At 53.0% G+C, this 500-nt stretch carries 1 pseudogene; it reads left to right on the top strand.

Going from position 1 to position 500, the window contains the following annotated elements:
- Nucleotides 1-163: 163 nt before the first annotated feature.
- Nucleotides 164-500: pseudogene (locus PORUE0001_RS05135) on the top strand (IS3 family transposase); the annotation flags it as partial.

The following is a 500-nucleotide window of genomic DNA, read 5'->3' as shown; positions in this document are numbered from 1 at the left end:
TAGCCGTGAGACAGCTTGAATCCGCCCAAGTGAGAGATCAAAGCTCTCCATAACCTACCTTTGTCAGCAGCTAGAAGTCAGCCGCAAAGGCTACTACAAGCACACCTTCACCGAGCAAGACGAAGATGTCAAAGTAGCCTCCGTCCTACACTATTGCCAGTATGTGCGCAGTTGGCTCCCCAGGGCAGGCGTAGACACCCTCCAGGAGTGTACCAACAAGTACTTCAAAGGAACCTTCCAAGTAGGTCGAGACTGGCTCTACAAAGTGTTAGGAGCCAACGATATGCTACTGAGAAGTCGCAGACGCAAGCGTCCGCCTCAGACAACCAAGGGCGTGGTCAATCACGGCTTCCAAGACCACCTGAACACCACCCCTAAGTACATCGCCACCGACCATTGCCGGCTCACCGTATCAGACATAACCTACGTCAAGTGTTTAGGGGGCTTCGCATATCTCTCCCTGACGATGGATGCTTATAGCCGCATCATCACCGGCTTTG

The sequence above is a fragment of the Porphyromonas uenonis 60-3 genome, assembly GCF_000174775.1.
GTDB classification, from domain to species: domain Bacteria; phylum Bacteroidota; class Bacteroidia; order Bacteroidales; family Porphyromonadaceae; genus Porphyromonas; species Porphyromonas uenonis_A.
Note: the sequence above shows the minus strand (reverse complement) of the source record. Positions and strands in the feature narration are given on the sequence as shown.